Below are 18,971 nucleotides of genomic sequence, written 5' to 3'. Positions count from 1 at the left end.
GTAGGAGACGAGTTTTATAAATGAAAATGGGGTTCGGATGTGTTGGCACCCGTTTTTATTTCTTTTCTCAACATAGCTTCACGCCAGCGGCAGTACAACTCCCAGGCGTTCCCGTTTTCAAGCAGCGGCTTGCAGGTGTACAGGCCTTCCTCAATGGAGTCGACCCGCCCTGCAATGAACAGTCGTACCGCGCCGTTGAGCAACACTTGATTCGAGAAGGCAGTAGGAGCTGTGCCTTGCAGCACTTCCTCTGATATGCGCAGCTGTTCAGCAGGGGTCCAGTGGTGTTCTGGTACTACCGAATCCAGCCCGTACATTTCGGGATCTATAACCTGGAGGGACACCTTACCATTAGCAAACAGGTAAGTCCGGGTCGGTCGATCGATGAATAGGTCCTCCGATCCTTCGCTCCCCTGGACGATCAAAGCCCTGCGATAACTCAGATTTTGCATGACCTTCGCCGTCTTGTCGAATACGGTGTTGTGGAAAACACCAAATACAATGTACGGGGAGGAACCATAATCAACCAGTTTCTCGGCTGTGTTCAGTACTGTGCGAAGCCCCAACTCTTCGCGAATAGACCGCAGATCCCGCAGGGGCGTGCACCATTGTTCGGAAACAACGAAAAGCACGCCTGTCTGCTTCGCAGCATGAATGGCGGTTTCGTGTGACATGTCCGCAGTCGCTACCCCCATCTCCTGCAACAAAAGTGGGAGTGTAACCCCCCATTTGGGAGGGAGGGGTGCACTCCCATGCATCGTTACAGGTAATCCGTATGAGGCAAGTAGAAAGGCAGTTGCGAAGGTAGCAATAAATGATGACTTCCTACCGTCGTACGGACCGGCGAAATCAATGCCTTCCTGCATGGGGAAGCGGTGGGAATATTTGCGACAGACATTAACGAATGCTTCCAGCTCGGCAACACTCTCCATTTTGATGCGTTCCGCGGCAAAGAAGGCACCGATTTGAGCTGGGGTTGCTGACCGGGTCATAATCAGTTCGGCGGCAGCTTCGGCTTCGGCATAGTTCAGATCACGAGCGCCTCTTTTGCCGCGCCCAACTTCTTTTAATATTTCAATGATATTCATGTTCAAGGCCCCTTTCAGATTTATGCTTTTAGCATTTGCTGTGCTTTCACAATGGAGATGGCCACATCAACGATTCGTTTGCGCTCATTCATCGCTTTTTTACGCAGCAGATCATATGCCTCCGCTTCCGGGATGCCGTTTACTTCGCCAAGTATCCCCTTCGCCATATCAATCCATTTGCGTTCTTCCAGCCGAGCGGTCAGTTGTTTGCGTTCACTTTGCCAATGCTGGCGTTCAAAAAAGCATTTGGCGCTAAAATGAAGGGCCCAATTCAGCTCATGGGCTGCCATGGAAGGGGTTAGAATACCGTCGACAGTCACGTCTGCTTCACAAGCCTCCGTCGATGACAGCGCTGATGTCGCGCTGCACCACCAGAGCAACGGAATTGCTTTGGTTTGCTCCAACCTGCTACTCCACATACTGATTGTGCCGACAGGTATGTTTAGTACGGCCGCATCTGCATTATGGATGAGCTGTTTGATTTCAGATTCATGGCGGCAGGGCAAAGGCAGGTATCCGTTGGATTCTAAAAGGTGCTCAGGTTCTGCCTGCCATGAGGGAATGGTGTCTGCCTGCTCGGATGCAGGGTCAGCATGTGAGTGAATTACCAACAAGGAACGCAAGCGGGCTCCTCCTCTCTTTAACATGAAGGGTAAATAAGCATGAGGATTGTATGTCTTGATAAGAAATGTGACATATAACTTGATGAGATGGGTTTGCTTTTCCATCATAATGAAGTGGAAACGGACTTTTAAACCATTTTGGCGTGTTTTGGACTGAAAATCAATCCTAATTTTGTAGAAGAGTGATATTTTATACGTCATCAATATGTTACTTAGTGATAAAATATTATTTTTACGAGATTTTGCGTAAGGAATATTGACATGTGATTTGAATCGTTATATATTGGCTACAGTACTTTAAATTCATACTCTGATGGATACAACGGCGTATTCGATGAAACGGCAATGGAGCCTGTTTTCACATGTGGAGGGATGTTTTGCATCCCCGTATGTGAAGCAGGCTTTTTATGTTTTAAGGATAGAAATGGAGAGGGAGTGACCTAATGAACTACATCCAAAAATTAGTGCTGGTCGGCAACGGAATGGCGGGGATACGCACTCTCGAACATTTGCTGAAGATCGCACCAGGTGCCTATGAGATTACGGTATTTGGGGCCGAGCCCCATCCAAACTATAATCGGATCATGCTGTCCTCTGTTCTGGCCGGTGGAGCAGGTTTGCAGGATATTATCATCAACGATTGGAATTGGTATGAAGACAATAATATCCGATTGTATACCGATGATCCTGTCACAGCGATCGATACGGAAAAGCGGCAGGTGACTTCACGATCCGGTGTATGCGTCTCTTATGATTTACTGTTGTTGGCAACAGGTTCTAAAGCCTTCATCTTGCCGCTTCCAGGAGCCGACAAGGATGGTGTGATTGGATTCCGGGATATTCGTGACTGCGAGACGATGATGGAGACGGCGAAGACGCACAAAAAAGCGGCTGTTATCGGCGGCGGATTGCTTGGGCTAGAGGCAGCCAGGGGGCTGCTCAATTTGGGGATGGACGTTACAGTTATTCATATTAACGGTTATATTATGGATCGGCAGCTGGATGAGGCTGCTTCCCTTATGTTACGGCGCGAGCTGGAGGAACAGGGAATGACTTTTCTGGTCAATAAGCGGACGGCGGCTATCACCGGGCGTCGTCGCGTGGAAGGGCTAAAGTTTGCTGATGGAAGCGAACTGGAAGCGGATTTGATCGTTATGGCGGTAGGTATCAAACCAGACATTGAACTGGCGGTGTCAGCGGGAATCCCCGTAAACCGCGGTGTCATCGTAAATGATCACATGGAAACGAATATTCCTGGCATATATGCCGTTGGAGAATGTGCAGAACACCGGGGAATCACTTACGGTCTGGTTGCCCCATTATATGAGCAGGGGGGCGTCCTGGCTCAGCGACTCGCGGGAATGGAGACTCCTGGCTACAGTGGTTCCGTTACTTCTACAAGATTGAAGGTATCGGGCGTCGATGTATTTTCAGCAGGAAATTACAAGGATGAGTCGGGAACGCGATCACTGCGGTATCAGGATGATATTGATGGCGTCTACAAAAAAATCGTCATTAAGGAAGAAAAACTGATCGGTGCCGTTCTGTTTGGGGATACCTCTGATGGAGCCAAGTTGTTTTCTCTGATTAAAAGTGGGGAGTCGGTGGTTGGTCGAGAGAAAGAGTTGTTACTTGGCTTTAACCCTGGTCAATCAGAAGGTAGTGGCACCATGATGCTGGAGCAGATGCCTGAAGACGAAATTGTATGCGGATGTAATGGTGTATCCAAGGGTGACATTGGAGAGGCGGTTGCGGCTGGCTGTAAGAGTCTTGGGGAAATTAAGGCCTGCACGAAGGCATCGGCATCATGCGGCGGCTGCAAGCCATTAGTGGAGGGGCTCTTACAGCTGTACGCAGGTGCAGAAGCCGGAGAATCGATTAAAGAGGGGATATGTGGCTGTACGACACTTGATCGGGAAGCGATTATTGATGGTATCCGAGAAATGGGGTTGAAGAGCGTCAAAGAAGTGATGAACGTGCTGGGCTGGAACGAAGCTGAAGGATGCACCAAATGTCGGCCGGCCCTCAATTATTATCTAGGTATGCTGTGGCCACTGGATTATGAGGATGAGAAGGAATCCAGATTTACGAATGAAAGGTACCATGCCAATATTCAGAAAGATGGCACCTACTCTGTGGTGCCCCGCATTTATGGAGGAGTTACTTCACCTGCCGACCTGAAGAAGATTGCTGCTGTCGCGGAGAAATACAATGTGCCTTTGGTTAAATTTACGGGTGGCCAACGTCTTGACCTGCTTGGTGTAAAAAAAGAAGATCTACCGGGAATCTGGTCCGAATTGGATATGCCATCGGGATATGCATATGGAAAGACATTGCGAACCGTCAAGACGTGTGTCGGTAACACTTTTTGTCGCTTCGGCACACAGGACGCTATGGGCATGGGCATCCGGTTGGAAAAGGCATTCGAACGTCTGAATGCGCCATCCAAAGTCAAACTGGCTGTGTCGGGCTGTCCGCGTAACTGCGCAGAAGCGACGATCAAGGACTTGGGTGTTGTCGCTATTGACGGTGGCTGGGGGATATACATTGGAGGTAACGGCGGTATTAAAGTGCGGGCAGCAGAACTGCTGTGTACTGTAAAAACCGAGGATGAAGTGATGGAATGGACTGGTGCCTATTTACAGTATTACCGTGAGCAGGCGAATTGGAACGAGCGAACAGCTCATTGGGTAGAACGGGTAGGCGTAGAGTCGATCAAACAGGTATTAGCAAATGCGGAGACGAGGCAGCAACTGGTAAGCAGAATTGAGGAGACGTTAAGCACAACGACTGATCCGTGGCACGAAATCATTCATAACGAAGAGCTGCGCAAAAACTTTGTACAGCTGCCGGAGCTTAAGGCAGTAATGGAATAGGAGGCTGACCAAATGGAGAGCAATACGATAACCAGCAGAATCAGGATAGCAGATCTGAACGAGATTGACCGACGTGGAGCAAGAACAGTTCGCATTCATAATGCAGAGATAGCCGTATTTCGCCTTAGTGACGGCAGCGTGCGTGCGCTTGAGAACCGTTGTCCACACAAAGGGGGACGGCTATCCGAAGGAATGATATGCGGATCGGTGGTCCATTGTCCGCTCCATGATTGGAAAGTCGACCTGTCCACTGGTCAGGTGCAAGAGCCGGATACTGGATGTGTGACCACTTACCCGACGGAGATTGACAGTGAGAGTGGAGCAGTTTACATCGTAATCTAGGGGCATTAGGTTTATTTGCTTGGGGTGCTGGGCTTAGTTGTTCTTCTATATAATAGAAGAGATACGTATTGCCGAACAATTCTCTAGAATTCAATCTTGCTGAAAAAAGAGACATTGCTGCTTAAGCGTGGTGTATATAAAAAGTCAACCTTACTTCTGGTTGGCTTTTTTTTCGCTTAAATCTTAAACAATGACCAGTTTCTCTTCTCAGCACCAACTTAAAAATCTTTACCATCACTACTCATAATCTGAGTGATTGATATAGTTTTCTTACCGAAATCCACGTCCTTCTACCGAATTCCTAATATCTCCGCACTCCGGTAGTTAGAGTAAGAAGGAGCACAATATAATACATATCGTCTTTTGAAGCTTCTAGGAAGGCGTGTGCCTGTTCCAAGGTCCATACCTGCATTTCCTTTTTTCGAGCTTTAGCCGTTCGACTAACGAAACAGGGTTTTTGCTGATCATTATAAAAGTCTTGAATGTGGCGTGGTGTGATGCTGCTAATGGCAAGGTGTCCAAGTGAGACTAGTGTATGATTATATATTTTCATCTTTGCCATTGCAGCAGCAGATATCCCCAGTTGAAGCCGCAAATCCTCTTTGTTTATATCCCTTTCAATAATAGTATGCTAGCAAACTATTGAATTGAAAAAATACTACGTGAAAATTGATCGTAAAATGAAAATATTTGTGATCTATTAGGTTTCACACATGGTAAATTAGTAACATGGAAAACAAAGAGAGAGCAGCACCCCGCACAAACACATGCCTGTTTGACGGTGGTAGGTGTAAAACGAGCGGTACCAGTTATCCTCTTGCTATAAGACCTACAGAGAGCCGCTAGGGTAGGATAAGTGGGCATGTTGCTCTTTCTGTTTTCACTACTCCACTCTTGCTAATGTGCGTCTGACAAGCGCACTCCTCGTGACAGTGATCCTAGCCGCTAAAGAGTGGATCAGGAGCGCAACTGGTCGCGTAAGAAAGTACCTAGAAAAAGGCTGCATGCAAGGGTGAAAGTGCCATGTCCACATCTATTATCATAACTGCAGTGGGGTATATCCACGAAGGTTCGATTCCTCTCGCGAAAAAGAATGGGTGGGTGTGTCGGTGGTTCGAATCCGCCAGCGGTTTCATGCAGAATACTTGGTGTGCTACTGGATTCATTTCTGGCTGGTCCCGGTTCAAATCCGGGCTTCTGCTAACATGGAATCAAAACCCATTTTTTGTTGAATAATTACAATAAAAGACTTATAATGTAAATGTTCATAAATACCTGTAAAAACTTTATCAATCATGAATGCTCTAATAGTTTCTTACATACTGTGCTGGTTGATAGAGTTGGCAGGATAAAAAAATCAAAGAAAGTGGGCTTATGAGTATGAAAAACCTTAAAAAAGCTTCTGCAGTATCTGTTTTATCATTAGCTCTTGCAATTCCCTTATCTGCTTCTGCGGCAGCTACAGATGTTGCACCAGCTACAACTGACTTTACAGCAGTTTCCCAATCTGCAAACACATCGACCGATGTGAATACACCAAAAGCGGGAGATCATGTTATTACTCCTCAAGACACAAATAAGGTGCTGAACAAGTCTCTTGCGAACACTGACATGTCAGAGCGTTTCTACATTGATCCGCACTACGGATATGCTAGAGTGTATGTGCATAATGATGGGAAAGCCCCGATTAATATAACAGTAACTCAGGGGTCAGCTAGTGGTCCGGTTAAGATGAAGGGAAGAATAGCGAAAGGTGAAACATTTGATGAAATCAACTCAAGTGCTTGGACTGTTGGTAGTTTCTATGTAAACCTTACTTCACCAGGCGGTCCTATGGAGGGTGGTATGTCGGTTCGCATAGGTAACACAAGAGAGGAATTGCAATAATAATTTAAATGCAGTGAGGAGGTCGGCTATCGTGCCGACCTTTTTAGTTTCTTCAATATCACTATTATGCACGGTTAGCTCAATGGTAGAGCACAGGCGGGCCCGAGTAAAACAGACCTAAAGGCGTGGGTTCAATTCCCACACCGTGCACCTAATTAAAAGACCTAATGAGAGTGGCATATATGCGTCGCTCTTTTTGTTTTCACAATAATAGAAAAGGAAGTGTTTTGTAATGAGTACAGAGGCAAGCGCAGTACGTAACGGCGGATTTGGGTATCTTGGTTCGGATAATATCTTTAAGGTGGTAAATACCGAGGCTGAAGCTCGTAAGTATAGCCCCACTGGTAGAGTAGTAAGCTTTGCAGGTCCACACGCATATGGTAACTCTGTAGTCCCTACAGGCACGGGAGAATACGACCAATTGGCTATCAAGCTGCATGTAGATGGTTCATTGACTGAGAGCGAGGGCCTTACGATTCCGGTCCATATAGCCAAGGTAGTCAAAGAGCTGCAATAGTGTTTATCCCCGGATCAACTCCGGGGACTTTAAGCGCCTAAAGGAAAATGTGCGGTTCGAGTCCGCAAGGTGCCATTTATTTAAACGAATCTTGTATTTCTGATCAAGAGACTAAATCCTTCATTGATCGGATCTTCATATTCTACAGTTCCAAGTATTTCAAAAGGGACTTTGTAGTCTATCAGTAAATTCTTCGCATGTTCGTTCAACAGAATAAACTGGTATTATTCGCCGAAACGCGAATCTAAGTCTTTTTTGCCAGGAGTGCTGCTCCGAGTAATTGCGAACATTAAAAGTTCCAGTTCCTGAGTGTACGGATGTGGAGTTTTCAACTCATTATTTGACAACTCCATGAGCTTTGTTTGCAATTCACTGGTAAATTGCTTTGTACCAGTAACGTAGTATGTTGTCATAGTTATTCTCCCTTATGAAAAATAGTAGGATACGGCTGTTAAAAGTGTTAGTGCAATGGCTACCGCAGCAACGTTCTGTAAAAGGGGCTTAACTATTCGTTCATAGACACCGTCCCAGATATCTTCAAGTATATGCAACATAAACACCTCCTTTCGTACTATTACTTTCGGCGCATAAAAAGGAATATTCTTCCTATGTGTCGAATTGTTGTGTCGAAGGAAGGAGGTGTTTGAAGTGCCCAAAGTTTTTGTTCATACTCATGACATGGGGAAAGCCAACTGGGAGAATCAATATTTTGACTTTAGTAGAGTCCCTGTTGAAGGTGAATTCTTCGCATTATCGTCTGATTCACCGTGGTATCAAGTAGAACTGATTGTTCATACTCCCTTTAAAGAAGATCTCGCCGCTGAGTATATGGGGTAAAGGTTGAGCACGAGAAAGTGAAGGGGAACAAGCTAAGTTTGCCAGCAAAATTTGAATTTTGAAGATAAGCACCTTAAGTGGTGCTTTTTTAGATGTCTTAGGAGGAAGCAATGGGGATTATACTTGATATTTTAAAAGATGTTGTGATAGCCATTATAACAGGGATCGGTACAGGGTGGGTTATGACAGAATACTATAGAGAGAAGGATAAAAGGACAAGTTGGATAAAACAATTTGAAGAAGAGAAACAGATAATGTCTTACTTTCTAAGGCAAGTATATTTCGAAATAGATTTGTTTAAAGACAACAGTAACTACGATAAAACAAACTTATTGAGAGTTCTTAAGACTGCTCCGAGATTCAGTTCACTTTCTGAGGTTCACAACAAGGAGTTATTTGTTAATGATGTTATAACTTTGAACTTGCTCTTACGTGAATTAGAGGATTATTTAACCGCTTCTGAAACAATAAATTACAATGAATTGGTTCGTCTAAAATTGGAAATATTCAAGGCTCATTTTCAAGTTTTAAAAATACCGAGTTCTAGTTTATATGGTCGCTGAGAGGTAGCTTTTTTCTTTGCCCTTATTCCACCAGGAAGGAGGTGTTAACAATAAAAGAGAGCATATTAATTTACATTGGCCCGCCGATCCCATCGCGCGGGTTATTTCAGTTTGGTAGTTTTGTCGGAGACATACCGGAGTTTCTTGAACCGCTCATGCAAGTGGAAGAGATCCGGGAGTTGGTGGTTGATGTGAATAACTTGGTCGAGCCAAGAAGGAATTGAGCATTATTGGTACTGAAAATAACAAAGTATTTTAGTATCTCTCGTACCCAAACAATATAGAAGCGGAGTTGAGCAGATTGGATTATAAAAGCTTGGTGGATTTGATACGCGTATTGCTTTGGAATTGGACCTTATGAATACTGCTCGTCATTTTCGATTCGCTCTGAAACTCTTTCCGCCATTGTTCTGCGCAGCCTCTCTCCTGAGATCGACCGGAAACGGACACAGGCTGCTGTAGAGGCAGTTCTTGAGAAATACAAGATATATAATAAGTTTGCTTCTATTATGAACCTTCTTGTTGAGAAGGAGTAGAGAAAGAGTGGGAAAATGAACGAAATTAAAGTGGCTAATGATTGGGCGCAATACCCTATGACTCTGCGCCCCAAGCATGTTGAGGAAATAATGAAGATGAGCCCAAAAAAGACCTACGAGTTTCTGGCAGGGAAATATATATTAGCAAATTGGTATTTTTTTAACTGGCTTGATGGTGCTAATTTTGATGTTTTCAAAACAACGAAAGCAGCTGATCTTGGCCGCTGCTTCTTCGTATCAAAAAGTGATTCGTATTAAATTCGTATCAGAGCCATATTTCGTATCGGATATGAGTTTATAAAAATAAGAAAACCCCCTTATGAATCAAGGGGGTTTCGGTATAGGACGGATGGGGATCGAACCCATGACCCTTACCCTGTCAAGATAATGCTCTCCCGCTGAGCTACCGTCCTGTAGTTACTAGATAATATCATGTATTAACCATATATGTAAAGTGAAAAAATAGAAATCAGCCTGTACTTCATGACTATTTATATATATAATTCAAATTTAGTGAGTTTACATTTGAAATTAAGGATAGGAGGAACAGATGATGGCCGCAGAAATTATAACTGTAACAACAGAAGAGCAACTGCAGAAGGCAATATTGATCCGTACCAAAGTGTTTGTCGATGAGCAGAAGGTTCCTCTGGATCTTGAAATTGATCATTATGACAAGCTGGGAGATACCGCCCATCATTTGCTAATTTGTGAGCATGGGGAAATGGTGGCTACTGGTCGGCTGACATATTACGATGAAGAGACAGCTAAAATGCAACGTATTGCCGTTCTCAAGGAGCATCGTGCAGCAGGTTATGGACGTGTATTACTGCTAGCACTGGAGGAACGTGCACGTGAACTTGGGCTGAGATACTCGTTGTTAGATGCTCAATGTCAAGCTGAGAAGTTTTACGAAAAGCTTGGCTATGAAACGATCTCCGATGAACCTTTTGACGATGCGGGAATACCGCATGTACGTATGCGTAAAAAGTTGTAGTCGAGGCACAGGGTGTATACAAAGCTGTACAATGCGCATGCTAGTAAAAGTTCCTCCACTATACTATGGATAAGGAGCGATGCAGCATGGCTAATACAGAACGAGAACAAATTACGGCAGTACGTAAAAACGGGGATGGCGATCTTGCGTCATTTCAGACGTCTACTGGACGGATTTTGGATTATAGCCAAGCGTTGAACGAGATTGAAGCAGGTTCAATTGCAGGCGTCAACGTCTTCAAGGCCAAGGATGGAAGCAAACGAATTCGAGGGGATGCCGATGGAGATCCTTCTAATAACCTGGATCAACTGCCATTGTTCTGACCTTGACTCGCAACATTAACGTCCAAGCTTATCATTGTATACAAAAAATATGCAGCAAGCCGCCTAGCTATCCTTTGTAGGAAAGTCGGGCGGCTTTTTGTTAATTGTTAATACTCCCTTTAGCTCGGTTACTCTGCACGTTCCAATTCTACTAGCGGATATACTCGTTGCTGCTCCAGAAAGGACATAATCCCTGCCTTATCTCTAAATTGTTCCATATCGTCACTATAGTGCATCAGATGAATTTGCTCTTGAAGAGGTGTTGGCAAGCTTAGCAGCTCATCTAACGTTGTATGGACTTCTCCGGCACCTTGTAATTGAACCTCATGTAAGATGCTTCGACATCCCCGTTCATGCACCAGATGATGAAGTAAATCGGGATCAAAAACCATGTCCGCACTATAAAAAAGACGATCATTAATGAACAAAGAGTAACTGTTTTTACCAGGAATATGCCGTGTAGGGATCAGCTCTACCTGGATACCCGGTACTAAGGTGGTGGGTACGCCAGGGGTTATGACATTTACCTCGAATACATCCTCAAGCTTGTCAATCATACCTTGCTGTGACATGCCGCCCTTGAGCGTATGCTCCCATAAAGGGTGGATTAATGGTTCGGCGATATAAAGCAGAGGTTTGCGACGATGGAGGATATTCATTTGAAAACCAAATTCCTCTAGGCCTCCGACATGATCTGCGTGAATATGTGTGATTAAAATAGCGTCAATATCAGGCAAAGGGACACCCATCTGGTGTAATGCTAGAGATGCGGTTGTACCGCAATCGATCAGCAGCTTGCCTTCCCCGCTATCCAGCAGCGCGTTGTTGTTGTAATAATGCTTGGCAAAGGCGCTACCTGTACCAAGCATCTGTATCGTTAGGCCCATTATGGATTCACCCTCCAGACGATGTGTTATAAGACACTCTACAATCGTATTTTAACATCTAGGCTGCAGGAACTAAAGATTTGGCTCCTTATGTAAAAACTTTGGACAATTTGTGAAACACAGCGCAACTTGTGCGGCTGAGCTAGGTATAAATGTACGACAGATGGTTTTTAACAGATAACGATGGAGGGATATGTAGTATGAAATGGAGAAAAGTGATGGCCCTAGTGATGGCCTTTTCAATAATGGGAGGGACCGTCATTTCGGCGGAGTCCGCCAAGGACCAGGTGCAGTTGATTATTAACGGAGAGGTGTCAAAAGATGGCGCAGTTGTCATTGATGGGAAAACTTATGTGCCTATCCGTGACTTTAACGGGCTTGTAAATTTTGATCCCTCTGGTGGAAAAGTTGTCTTCGACCAGCCAAACGTGCATATGTTCCTGTTCAAGGGAGATACTGTGTTTGGTAACGTGAATAAAGGTAACAAAGTGAAGTTTAATGTTTTCAGTCAAATTGATACCCTGAAAACAGATATCTCCGGAGTGAAAGTAGCGATTACCGACCCTTCGGGAAATGTAAAGGATATTCAGTCCCAAGATATCAAAGGAGCGCAAAAGGATAACTTCTGGTTCCGTACGAACGACTTTACGTATGATTTCAAAACAGCAGGGAACTATCGAGTCGGTTTCTACATTAAAGAAAGTAAAGACGGTAGTTATACACTGGTATCCGAAAAAGTCATTACAGCGATAAATTAGGCATACCACAAATTGACCTGCACTCTTGATCATGTTACGATACGAGGGAAAATAAAACAATTTGAAGGTAGGTATTTCCATGAGTGATCACAAACATGAACACGGTGAAGCCTGCAACCACGATCATGACCACGAACATGAAGAAATGGTTCTTACGCTAACTGATGAAAATGGCAAAGATGTAGAAATGGTGCTGGTAGAGACCTTTGACGTAGAAGATCACGTGTATGCTCTGTTGCTTGAGCGTGGCAATCCCGAAGCGGATGGTATCATTCTTCGTATGGAAGAAGAAAACGAAGAAATGGTGCTTTACAATATTGAGGACGAAGATGAGTGGAAGCGTGTAGAAGCAGCTTATAGCGAGCTTGTTGCCCAATACGAATAAGATTGGATACAGCAGCTGCTCTTGCTCTTCAAAACACTAGAAAAGCCCCCGAATGGGGGCTTTTTTTGTTGACCATCAACATTTTTTTGCATGCAGATGCTAACAGATCATTGTTTAAGAAATAGCGTCAGTTTCAACGATAACCTTCACCTGATGTACCGTTCGATCCTCAGGTCCTTTAACAGGCAGGCCTACTTCCACATGATCTACAATATAATCAATATTGTCCTGCGAAATAACTTCGCCCGGCAATAGGATTGGGATGCCTGGTGGATATACATAAATGAATTCTGCAATGATACGGCCAGCAGATTCCTTGAAGGGTACGATTTCCGTATCTCCGTAAAAAGCGTCTCTCGGAATAAGGGAGAGCTGCGGTATATCCGGTATCTTTACAACCAGCTCATGCTGCTGACCTGTGGAATAGTGCAGTGAAGCCAGCTCGCGCAAAGCTTTTAATAAAATGTCAATTTCCTCTTTGGTATCACCAGGAGTCACCAAACAGAGAATATTATACATATCGCTAAGCTCAACTTCGATATTGTAGTGATCTCTCAGCCAATTTTCCACATCATATCCGGTAAGGCCTAAATGGCGAATATGAACCGTCACTTTGGTCGGATCATAATCATAGGTAGCTTCCGTGCCAAGAATTTCACTGCCAAAGCAATATAGCCCTTCGATTTTGTTGACCTCTGCGCGGCAATATTCAGCTAATTCCAGAGCACGTTGTGCGATTTCATGGCCGTTAAGGGCCAAATTGCGTCGGGATGTGTCCAACGAAGCCAGCAGAATATACGAAGTGGACGTCGTTGTCAGCATACTGAAAATAGTTTGTACACGCTGCGGATTAACGAATCCGTTTTTTGTATTTACATTTAGTATCGAGCTTTGAGTCAAAGAACCACCCAGCTTGTGAACGCTTGTAGCTGACATGTCTGCCCCCGCCTCCATGGCGGACATCGGCAAATCAGCGTGAAAATGAATCAGTACTCCGTGAGCCTCATCGACCAGGACCGGCACATTATAGCTGTGAGCGAGATCTACAATTTCCTTCAAATCGGCGCACACACCGTAATATGTCGGGTTGATGACAAGGACGCCCTTGGCGTCAGGGTGACGTTCCAATGCCCGGCGTACGGACTTGGTTGTAACCCCGTGGTGAATACCGAGATTCTCATCACTGACCGGAGAAATGAATACCGGCTTCGCACCAGCGAAGATGATGGCAGACATTATGGATTTGTGTATATTTCGGGGTACAATAATTTTATCACCTGGCATACAAATGGACATAATCATGGTGATAATGGCTCCGCTTGTCCCCTGTACACTGTAATAAGTATAATCAGCTCCGAAGGCTTCTGCTGCAAGCTTTTGAGCTTCTTCAATGACGCCTGATGGCTGATGCAGATCGTCCAATGGAGCGATATTGATCATATCTATGGAAAAAGCATTATCCCCCATAAATTCGCGAAATTCCCGATCTGCCCCCACTCCCTTTTTATGACCTGGGATGTGAAATTGAACCGGGTTGCTCTGAGCATGCTTTTTCAAAGCAGTAAAAAGCGGGGTGTTGCTTTGATTCATTAGTGTTGTCACAACCTTTCATGCAGGATTTCGACAATCCTGTGCAATTGATAATAGAACAAAATTGAGTATAGCAGTTTGAAGTAGGAATGCAAGCGATTGAGGGCGCATTTATTTGCGAAAGAGTGGAGTAGGCGGAGAACCCCGAATGTATAGACAAAAAACAAAGGCGGAGGATGTGGGATAGATGAAGCAAATTAGACGAAAAAAAGCTTCGCAGCGGCTGTGGACTCCTTTTTTCGCCAAATTATGGATACTGGTGTTTCTGGTCGAATTTATGAAGGGATCTCTTCTGGTATCGATCCTGCCGGTATATATGGGAGAAACGTTGGGGCTGTCGGCCGGAATTATCGGTTTAGCCTTTTCGCTTCAGTATTTCGGAGACAATGCATTCCGGGCACCGGCGGGCTGGATGGCTGAACGGCTCGGTTACCGTGGCACGATGTCAACCGCGTTGTTGTTTACACTTGTAGCGATCATTATGCTAAGCGCACTGACAGAACCTGTGTGGCTCGTCATCGCGTGTCTGCTACTAGGACTGGGGACATCTCCGCTCTGGCCTTGTGTGATGACTGGAACGACCGAAATGTCCGGACCTAATAACAATAATGGTGCAGCGATGGGAACACTGGAAATTGCGTCCATGGGCGGAACGGGCTTGGGTCCACTCGTTATGAACTTCGCCATATCCCACTACGGACACTCTTACGGTATGGTGTTCATGATTTTGATAGGATGCAGTATTGTATTACTACTGGTTGCTTTTATGCTGCCTGGAACGAACAGGTCTGCTGGCAAAGGTGACCTCGAACAGAGCGCTCTCATATCTTCTGATGGGAAGTCCAAGCAGAAGCGGCAAGTGCTGAGTGGTATCCAGGAGACGATCAACACGCTCAAAACCAAGCTTAATGTGAATCCGTTAATTTACCCTGCGCTGTTTTTGCAGTCCTTTGTCATCGGTTTGATCAGCCCTGTGCTAACGCTGTACGCGCGGACGGATCTCGGAATTTCACCGAACTTGTATAGCGTGCTTCTGATTGCCGGCGGTGGGGTGACTGTGCTGGCATTGATCCCTTGTGGCAAGCTGGTGGATCGCCTTGGAACCAAGTACTTTTTGCACATCGGATTTTTGCTTGCCGGGACCACGCTATTTTTCTTTTCAACAGTACAGACCATCCCGCTTGTGTTTGTATCCGTAGCAATTATTGGCTTGGGATATGCGCTCATTTTGCCTGCATGGAACACGTTTCTTGCCCAACTGATTCCGGAAAGCGAGCGTGCAACAGTATGGGGCTTTTTTTTAACACTCCAAGGCTCTGGCATGGTTATCGGTCCGCTCGTTTCAGGAGTGCTATGGGACCGCGCTGGACACACAGCTCCATTTATCATCAGTGGGATCGTGATGCTGCTCATGTTTGGCTGCCATCTGGCTTTGGCGCGCAATCCACGGAGAAAAACCGTTGTTAAGGCTTGAACGGTGCTTTTAGAAGTGGATCAGGGCCGCATTTATTCTGAAGCTATTCCTTTGGAAAAGACATCCGGTACAGTGGCAGCAAATGCTCAAAAGTGGAACGCACTGTCTGCAGTAGCGCAGCTCCGTCACTAGCGAGAGGATCATTACGATCAATGCGGAGCCCGCACATGACCTCGGCTTTTTTCACCTGCTGCAGCTTGTTAATGATGATTTGAAACTCTTCAGTGTCCATTTGCTGCTGTTCTGTACCTTGTGGAGCCATATGATCCATGGACCAGTAAAAGTGACCTGGTATGTTAGATCGCACATCGCTCAGGTTGGTTTCAAGCGCCTGGGCAAATGTGATTTTATTCGGACTTTCATAAATGACAGCGAATATGACGAATATATGGGAAGCGAACATACCTACCTCAAAATGCGGCAACGCCTTATACCCGCGTTTATTTGCCGCCCAGGCTACCCATGTATCGATCGGGGGATTGACCTTGCGTCGTGCATGCTTGGCAACGTGAACGTGCATAGGCTCCCCGCATAAGTCCGTCAGGAAGGGGGCTATCTCCTCACCAATCGCCTCCAACTTGGGCCGAACCTGCTGAATCAGCACCTCCATGCGAGGTTCCAATCCTGGTATCTCAAAAACATCAAAGTCCTTTGCAGTAAATCCACTAAATGTCATTCCTATTCCTCCTGTAACTAGGCTAAGCCATATCGTGTGGCGTATTATGTCCGATTATAGCATAATGTCAGCGGGCTTGACCGTCTTTAGACCAGGCTCGGTACAAGCACATAAGGCAAAAGTAGGATTGTGCGCTGTTACTCATAAAAATAGGTCAAATAACCAAGTACCCTTACATAAAATGAAGTATAAAATAGAGCAAGGGAAGATCAAGCGGGAAAGCCGCAGGCTTGCTGTAGCCGGACTTCTTGAATCGGACTTGAAAAAGGAGGGAATGCCGTGAACAAGGGCTGTGAGGTAGAATATTGCAATCTAGAGCTCCGGTTTAGCCGTCGGCATATCCATAATCTGATCAAGGATTTGATATCGGAAGGGTATTCGCTGTACTGGAGCGAGGATGAGTCGTATCTGGTTTTGTCGGTGAGAACCGGGCGCAAGCTGGTGAAGCTCCGTTTTCAACAATTGCGCACAGGACACTATAAGCTGGCTGGAGATTATGTAATCCGCGATGCCAAGCTGGCTGAGTGGTTGGAGAAGCTGATTGGAAGCACCCGTGGTCATGCCATTGTCAAAAGAGTCAAGGATCATCATATCTTGGTAGAAAATATTTTGTTCGGCGAGGTCATTCGTCTAGTCGAGGTTACTGGCTTTAAGCAGCGTGTTATTTATCAGAAAGGACCCGTGCTGTCCGCTCAGGAAATGGAAGATATGTACGCTTCCAATGAAGGGGAAACCCGGCTGCTGCTGCTCAAAATGGAAGTGGACGATGAATTGGAGAAACTGTTCACAGCCATGACCGAGGAAGATACGATTAAAATCGAGAATTGCCACAAACGCCTGCAAACGCTATCTCACCAACTGCTGATGATGGAAGCGTAGTACATCGGAACACCTCATGCAAATGGGGTGTTTTGATCTGTGATTAGACAGGGGTTCACTTCTGACACTAAAAACGTTAAAATAGAAGTGCACGTGTTCCGATTCACATAAAGTGTAATGCGGTAAAGCGGCGATATAGAATACAAAATATGTTGCAAAGGATGAGGAACCAGATGGCAAAACAGCAAATTGGTGTGATCGGCCTGGCGGTAATGGGTAAAAACTTGGCCCTTAATATTGAGAGCAGAGGCTTCACCGTTTCGGTTTTTAACCGCTCTCCAGAAAAAACGCACGATCTTATCAAAGAAGCAGAAGGTAAGAAACTGACGGGTACTTTCTCCATTGAAGAATTTGTGAACTCACTGGAATCACCCCGTAAAATCCTGATCATGGTTCAAGCTGGTAAAGCTACAGATGCCACGATTGAACAGCTTGTGCCTCATCTGGACAAGGGCGACATTATTATAGACGGAGGCAATGCCTACTTCCCTGATACACAGCGCCGCAGCAAGGAGCTGGAGGAAAAAGGACTTCGCTTTATTGGTACAGGCGTATCCGGTGGTGAAGAAGGTGCCTTGAATGGTCCTGCCATTATGCCGGGTGGACAAGAAAGTGCCTACAAACTCGTAGAGCCGATTCTGACTGCAATCTCTGCAAAAGTGGACGGCGACCCATGCTGTACATATATCGGTCCCGACGGTGCTGGTCACTATGTAAAAATGGTGCATAATGGTATCGAGTACGGCGACATGCAATTGATTGGTGAAGCATATCACTTGCTGAAATCAGTCCTGAATGTGAGTGCGGAAGAACTTCATGAAATCTTTACAGAATGGAATAAAGGTGAACTGGACAGCTATCTGATCGAAATTACAGCTGACATCTTCTCCCAGTATGATGCTGAAACAGGCAAGCCTATGGTAGATGTGATCTTGGATGCTGCAGGTCAAAAAGGTACTGGTAAATGGACAAGCCAAAGCGCGCTGGATCTGGGTGTGCCATTGTCCATGATTACCGAGTCCGTATTCTCCCGTTTCTTGTCTGCTATGAAAGATGAGCGTATTGCGGCAAGCAAAGTGCTGAGCGGTCCTAAAGCTGAATCCTTCAGCGGCGACAAAAAAGAATTTATCGAAAGTGTACGTAAAGCCCTGTTCGCAAGTAAAATTGTGTCTTATGCTCAAGGTTTCGCTCAAATGCGTGCAGCTTCCGATGAATATGATTGGGATTTGAAATACGGAAAAATTGCAATGATCTTCCGCGGTGGTTGCATTATCCGTTCGCAATTCCTGCAAAACATCAAGGATGCGTATGACCGTGATCCTGCTCTGAAAAACCTATTGCTGGACTCTTATTTCAAAAATGTAGTAGAAACGTATCAAGATGCATGGCGTCAAGTGATTTCCGTGGCTGTATCTCAAGGTATTCCAGTGCCTGGCTTCTCCAGCGCGCTTGCTTACTATGACAGCTATCGCACGGAGCGTTTGCCAGCAAACCTGCTGCAAGCGCAACGTGACTACTTTGGTGCACACACTTTCAAGCGTGTGGACAAAGAAGGCGTATTCCATCATCAATGGTTTTAATGAACTGACGAATATGTAAGAATGCAGTATGTAACACAACGGAAGCTTTTTTGCCCTCTGGGTAGAAAAAGCTTCCGTTTTTGATTTGGTATTTTAGATACAATGTTGAATTCGCTAAAGGATTGTGTAATCTTTTGACGCTATGGTATGATA

At 45.3% G+C, this 18,971-nt stretch carries 21 protein-coding genes and 2 tRNA genes; 15 read left to right on the top strand and 8 right to left on the bottom strand.

All coding sequences use genetic code 11. The features are described from left to right. Positions 1 to 14: 14 nt before the first annotated feature. Positions 15 to 1,088, bottom strand: coding sequence for an anthranilate phosphoribosyltransferase (locus HFD99_RS02330; protein ID WP_044785287.1), 1,074 nt, complete (start codon positions 1,086 to 1,088; stop codon positions 15 to 17). 20 nt (positions 1,089 to 1,108) lie between these two features. Continuing rightward, positions 1,109 to 1,711 carry an ANTAR domain-containing response regulator gene (locus tag HFD99_RS02325; RefSeq protein ID WP_123797370.1) on the bottom strand — a complete coding sequence of 201 codons (603 nt, stop codon included), beginning with the start codon at positions 1,709 to 1,711 and terminating at the stop codon, positions 1,109 to 1,111. A gap of 443 nt (positions 1,712 to 2,154) precedes the next feature. On the opposite strand from HFD99_RS02325, the gene nirB reads away from it, so the two are divergent. Both nirB and nirD read left to right on the top strand, forming a co-directional pair. Beyond that, positions 2,155 to 4,587, top strand: coding sequence for a nitrite reductase large subunit NirB (gene nirB, locus HFD99_RS02320; protein ID WP_044785285.1), 2,433 nt, complete (start codon positions 2,155 to 2,157; stop codon positions 4,585 to 4,587). Between the two features lie 12 nt (positions 4,588 to 4,599). After that, positions 4,600 to 4,929 carry a nitrite reductase small subunit NirD gene (nirD, locus tag HFD99_RS02315; RefSeq protein ID WP_019687974.1) on the top strand — a complete coding sequence of 110 codons (330 nt, stop codon included), beginning with the start codon at positions 4,600 to 4,602 and terminating at the stop codon, positions 4,927 to 4,929. Positions 4,930 to 5,230: 301 nt separating this feature from the next. Here the strand turns inward: nirD and HFD99_RS26040 are convergent, their stop codons facing one another. Beyond that, entirely contained in the window at positions 5,231 to 5,524 is a 294-nt protein-coding gene (locus HFD99_RS26040) for a hypothetical protein (RefSeq protein WP_016822402.1), read from the bottom strand. Positions 5,525 to 6,303: 779 nt separating this feature from the next. On the opposite strand from HFD99_RS26040, the gene HFD99_RS02305 reads away from it, so the two are divergent. From HFD99_RS02305 to HFD99_RS02295, 3 genes are all read left to right on the top strand, one after another. Next, on the top strand, positions 6,304 to 6,816 hold the full coding sequence (locus HFD99_RS02305; protein WP_016822401.1) for a hypothetical protein: 513 nt from the start codon (positions 6,304 to 6,306) through the stop codon (positions 6,814 to 6,816). 68 nt (positions 6,817 to 6,884) lie between these two features. Next, positions 6,885 to 6,966, top strand: a tRNA-OTHER gene (locus tag HFD99_RS02300). Between the two features lie 82 nt (positions 6,967 to 7,048). Further along, complete coding sequence (locus HFD99_RS02295) at positions 7,049 to 7,333, top strand: hypothetical protein (protein WP_016822400.1); 285 nt, start codon at positions 7,049 to 7,051, stop codon at positions 7,331 to 7,333. A 425-nt stretch (positions 7,334 to 7,758) separates the two neighbouring features. Here the strand turns inward: HFD99_RS02295 and HFD99_RS25885 are convergent, their stop codons facing one another. Then, entirely contained in the window at positions 7,759 to 7,887 is a 129-nt protein-coding gene (locus tag HFD99_RS25885; protein WP_016822398.1) for a hypothetical protein, read from the bottom strand. A 94-nt stretch (positions 7,888 to 7,981) separates the two neighbouring features. Between HFD99_RS25885 and HFD99_RS02290 the strand changes: the two genes are divergently transcribed. The 3 genes from HFD99_RS02290 (at position 7,982) to HFD99_RS02280 (ending at position 9,527) form a co-directional block, all read left to right on the top strand. After that, positions 7,982 to 8,170, top strand: coding sequence for a hypothetical protein (locus tag HFD99_RS02290; protein ID WP_016822397.1), 189 nt, complete (start codon positions 7,982 to 7,984; stop codon positions 8,168 to 8,170). A gap of 110 nt (positions 8,171 to 8,280) precedes the next feature. After that, positions 8,281 to 8,733, top strand: coding sequence for a hypothetical protein (locus HFD99_RS02285; RefSeq protein WP_123797368.1), 453 nt, complete (start codon positions 8,281 to 8,283; stop codon positions 8,731 to 8,733). Positions 8,734 to 9,284: 551 nt separating this feature from the next. Beyond that, positions 9,285 to 9,527 (top strand): hypothetical protein, encoded by a 243-nt coding sequence (locus tag HFD99_RS02280; protein ID WP_016822395.1) that lies wholly within the window; start codon positions 9,285 to 9,287, stop codon positions 9,525 to 9,527. Between the two features lie 83 nt (positions 9,528 to 9,610). Here the strand turns inward: HFD99_RS02280 and HFD99_RS02275 are convergent. Then, positions 9,611 to 9,682 (bottom strand) — tRNA-Val (locus HFD99_RS02275). Positions 9,683 to 9,822: 140 nt separating this feature from the next. Between HFD99_RS02275 and HFD99_RS02270 the strand changes: the two genes are divergently transcribed. Beyond that, positions 9,823 to 10,266 carry a GNAT family N-acetyltransferase gene (locus HFD99_RS02270; protein ID WP_123797379.1) on the top strand — a complete coding sequence of 148 codons (444 nt, stop codon included), beginning with the start codon at positions 9,823 to 9,825 and terminating at the stop codon, positions 10,264 to 10,266. A gap of 86 nt (positions 10,267 to 10,352) precedes the next feature. Then, positions 10,353 to 10,589 (top strand): DUF3892 domain-containing protein, encoded by a 237-nt coding sequence (locus HFD99_RS02265; protein WP_016822393.1) that lies wholly within the window; start codon positions 10,353 to 10,355, stop codon positions 10,587 to 10,589. Positions 10,590 to 10,717: 128 nt separating this feature from the next. Here the strand turns inward: HFD99_RS02265 and HFD99_RS02260 are convergent, their stop codons facing one another. Next, entirely contained in the window at positions 10,718 to 11,476 is a 759-nt protein-coding gene (locus tag HFD99_RS02260) for an MBL fold metallo-hydrolase (RefSeq protein ID WP_017427816.1), read from the bottom strand. Between the two features lie 200 nt (positions 11,477 to 11,676). On the opposite strand from HFD99_RS02260, the gene HFD99_RS02255 reads away from it, so the two are divergent. Next, the gene (locus tag HFD99_RS02255; protein ID WP_013371897.1) at positions 11,677 to 12,234 is read left to right on the top strand and encodes a hypothetical protein; all 558 of its coding nucleotides are present in this window, start codon (positions 11,677 to 11,679) and stop codon (positions 12,232 to 12,234) included. A gap of 79 nt (positions 12,235 to 12,313) precedes the next feature. Beyond that, on the top strand, positions 12,314 to 12,619 hold the full coding sequence (locus tag HFD99_RS02250; RefSeq protein WP_007431055.1) for a DUF1292 domain-containing protein: 306 nt from the start codon (positions 12,314 to 12,316) through the stop codon (positions 12,617 to 12,619). Between the two features lie 114 nt (positions 12,620 to 12,733). On the opposite strand, the gene HFD99_RS02245 is transcribed toward HFD99_RS02250, so the two are convergent. Beyond that, a complete protein-coding gene (locus HFD99_RS02245; protein WP_016822391.1) occupies positions 12,734 to 14,209 on the bottom strand; it encodes an aminotransferase class I/II-fold pyridoxal phosphate-dependent enzyme in 1,476 nt (491 codons plus the stop codon). A gap of 187 nt (positions 14,210 to 14,396) precedes the next feature. Between HFD99_RS02245 and HFD99_RS02240 the strand changes: the two genes are divergently transcribed. Further along, positions 14,397 to 15,683: an MFS transporter gene (locus HFD99_RS02240; protein ID WP_025365219.1), complete on the top strand. Its 1,287-nt coding sequence runs from the start codon at positions 14,397 to 14,399 to the stop codon at positions 15,681 to 15,683. A gap of 43 nt (positions 15,684 to 15,726) precedes the next feature. Here HFD99_RS02240 and HFD99_RS02235 read toward each other — a convergent pair whose 3' ends face one another. Further along, positions 15,727 to 16,359, bottom strand: coding sequence for a YktB family protein (locus tag HFD99_RS02235; RefSeq protein ID WP_025365218.1), 633 nt, complete (start codon positions 16,357 to 16,359; stop codon positions 15,727 to 15,729). 279 nt (positions 16,360 to 16,638) lie between these two features. On the opposite strand from HFD99_RS02235, the gene HFD99_RS02225 reads away from it, so the two are divergent. Together HFD99_RS02225 and gndA are read left to right on the top strand one after the other, a co-directional pair. Continuing rightward, the gene (locus HFD99_RS02225) at positions 16,639 to 17,238 is read left to right on the top strand and encodes a hypothetical protein (RefSeq protein WP_016822387.1); all 600 of its coding nucleotides are present in this window, start codon (positions 16,639 to 16,641) and stop codon (positions 17,236 to 17,238) included. Positions 17,239 to 17,411: 173 nt separating this feature from the next. Further along, positions 17,412 to 18,818, top strand: coding sequence for an NADP-dependent phosphogluconate dehydrogenase (gene gndA, locus HFD99_RS02220; protein ID WP_013371891.1), 1,407 nt, complete (start codon positions 17,412 to 17,414; stop codon positions 18,816 to 18,818). The last annotated feature ends 153 nt before the right edge of the window (positions 18,819 to 18,971 follow it).

It is taken from the genome of Paenibacillus sp. EKM301P (assembly GCF_011800295.1).
GTDB lineage: Bacteria > Bacillota > Bacilli > Paenibacillales > Paenibacillaceae > Paenibacillus > Paenibacillus polymyxa.
This window is presented reverse-complemented; position numbering and strand designations above follow the sequence as displayed.

Bases quoted from the DNA above. Each gene is read 5' to 3' on its own strand.
- HFD99_RS25885 (WP_016822398.1), bottom strand. From the start codon at position 7,887: ATGTTGCATATACTTGAAGATATCTGGGACGGTGTCTATGAACGAATA.
- HFD99_RS02305 (WP_016822401.1), top strand. From the start codon at position 6,304: ATGAGTATGAAAAACCTTAAAAAAGCTTCTGCAGTATCTGTTTTATCA.
- HFD99_RS02235 (WP_025365218.1), bottom strand. From the start codon at position 16,359: ATGACATTTAGTGGATTTACTGCAAAGGACTTTGATGTTTTTGAGATA.
- HFD99_RS02240 (WP_025365219.1), top strand. From the start codon at position 14,397: ATGAAGCAAATTAGACGAAAAAAAGCTTCGCAGCGGCTGTGGACTCCT.
- HFD99_RS02285 (WP_123797368.1), top strand. From the start codon at position 8,281: ATGGGGATTATACTTGATATTTTAAAAGATGTTGTGATAGCCATTATA.
- nirD (WP_019687974.1), top strand. From the start codon at position 4,600: ATGGAGAGCAATACGATAACCAGCAGAATCAGGATAGCAGATCTGAAC.
- HFD99_RS02295 (WP_016822400.1), top strand. From the start codon at position 7,049: ATGAGTACAGAGGCAAGCGCAGTACGTAACGGCGGATTTGGGTATCTT.
- HFD99_RS02265 (WP_016822393.1), top strand. From the start codon at position 10,353: ATGGCTAATACAGAACGAGAACAAATTACGGCAGTACGTAAAAACGGG.
- gndA (WP_013371891.1), top strand. From the start codon at position 17,412: ATGGCAAAACAGCAAATTGGTGTGATCGGCCTGGCGGTAATGGGTAAA.
- HFD99_RS02260 (WP_017427816.1), bottom strand. From the start codon at position 11,476: ATGGGCCTAACGATACAGATGCTTGGTACAGGTAGCGCCTTTGCCAAG.
- HFD99_RS02255 (WP_013371897.1), top strand. From the start codon at position 11,677: ATGAAATGGAGAAAAGTGATGGCCCTAGTGATGGCCTTTTCAATAATG.
- nirB (WP_044785285.1), top strand. From the start codon at position 2,155: ATGAACTACATCCAAAAATTAGTGCTGGTCGGCAACGGAATGGCGGGG.
- HFD99_RS02245 (WP_016822391.1), bottom strand. From the start codon at position 14,209: ATGAATCAAAGCAACACCCCGCTTTTTACTGCTTTGAAAAAGCATGCT.
- HFD99_RS02250 (WP_007431055.1), top strand. From the start codon at position 12,314: ATGAGTGATCACAAACATGAACACGGTGAAGCCTGCAACCACGATCAT.
- HFD99_RS02330 (WP_044785287.1), bottom strand. From the start codon at position 1,088: ATGAATATCATTGAAATATTAAAAGAAGTTGGGCGCGGCAAAAGAGGC.
- HFD99_RS02280 (WP_016822395.1), top strand. From the start codon at position 9,285: ATGAACGAAATTAAAGTGGCTAATGATTGGGCGCAATACCCTATGACT.
- HFD99_RS02270 (WP_123797379.1), top strand. From the start codon at position 9,823: ATGGCCGCAGAAATTATAACTGTAACAACAGAAGAGCAACTGCAGAAG.